At 59.5% G+C, this 1,102-nt stretch carries 2 protein-coding genes and 1 pseudogene; 2 read left to right on the forward strand and 1 reads right to left on the reverse strand.

Annotated elements, in window-relative coordinates; all coding sequences use genetic code 11:
• Positions 1-185 (reverse strand): annotated as a pseudogene (locus ACRXB1_RS36595) (amidase); the annotation flags it as partial.
• 282 nt (positions 186-467) lie between these two features.
• Between ACRXB1_RS36595 and ACRXB1_RS36600 the strand changes: the two are divergent.
• Together ACRXB1_RS36600 and ACRXB1_RS36605 are read left to right on the forward strand one after the other, a co-directional pair.
• Positions 468-719, forward strand: a complete 252-nt coding sequence (locus tag ACRXB1_RS36600) for a DUF4160 domain-containing protein (RefSeq protein WP_449494847.1) — start codon at positions 468-470, stop codon at positions 717-719.
• Positions 703-1,102 (forward strand): DUF2442 domain-containing protein (locus ACRXB1_RS36605; RefSeq protein ID WP_449494848.1); only part of this gene is annotated, 400 nt, incomplete at its 3' end. The genes ACRXB1_RS36600 and ACRXB1_RS36605, both read left to right, overlap by 17 nt.

Consider the following 1,102-nt stretch of genomic DNA (forward strand, 5'->3'; position numbering starts at 1 on the left):
TGGTCGATGCCGGCCGCGCCCGCGCCGCCGGCATCGACCTGAAGGAAAGCGATCGCGCCTTGTCCGGCGGGATCTGCGATGCGTTCGAGTGCCTGTTCGACGAGCATCCGGCTAGTGGCCTTGCCGTCGCGAAGGGCTGCAGCGAGTTGCGCGAGGGGAGCAAATTGCGGCGAAGTGATGGGCATGTTCGACAAGATTCAGTGGCGTGAACTGGACATGGTGCCGGGCGGCGCGCGAGGGCCGACCGTGCCCGAAAGTGGCTGTCATTCTATGCCAGTCGGACGCTTCCGGTAGTTAATACTCAGCGGAAACGAGCGCGTTAGCCATCCGGCTGATAGCGGCGACAGGGCGGGTTCCTTAAGCTTGCATTTCCGCTGCTGCGATCGTCTGCATGCGGAAAACAACAATGCCAGTAAAACCCAAGCGTTTGGGTTTACTTGCGCGCTGCCAACATATAGAGTGAACACATGCCAACGATTTTTCGCATCGGCGCTGCCCGCGTCGTGATTTATCTGAACGACCATATGCCGGCGCACGTCCACGTACTGGACGGGAACCAGCATGCTGTTTTTAATCTTCACTGTCCGAATGGACCGCCGGCGCTTGTTAGAAACCACGGTTTTTCACACGCCGCTGCAAACACCTTTGCCCGCCGGATGCAGAACGTGGTCGGCTCACTGTGCACTGAATGGAAGATACTTCATGACTGCTTTAGTTGAAATTACCGAACGCCAGATGCGCGAAGCCGAAGAGCGGGCGCGCAAGCACGTCACCGAAAATCCGGTAGCGCTTTCCGCGGTGTTCATTCCGGAGGACGGCCGGCTATCAATCGAGTTGTCGAACGGTGCGTCGTTCGCCATTCCCGCGCGGCTGATACAAGGTCTGGAACACGCATCGAATGAGGATCTCGAAGAAATCGAGATCACGGCTTCGGGTACGGGCCTGTATTTCCCTGCCGTCGACGCCGACATTCTCGTGCTTCCGCTGCTCGCAGGCGTAGTTGGATCAAGGTCGTTCATGGCCCGGCGAATGGGCAAGGCCGGCGGCGCGAGCCGCAGCGCTTCAAAGGTTGAAGCTGCTCGGGCGAACGGCGCTCGCGGCA

This window comes from Caballeronia sp. M23-90 (assembly GCF_053574605.1).

Excerpts from the sequence above, each read along its gene's own strand:
- ACRXB1_RS36600 (WP_449494847.1), top strand. The coding sequence starts at position 468 with ATGCCAACGATTTTTCGCATCGGCGCTGCCCGCGTCGTGATTTATCTG.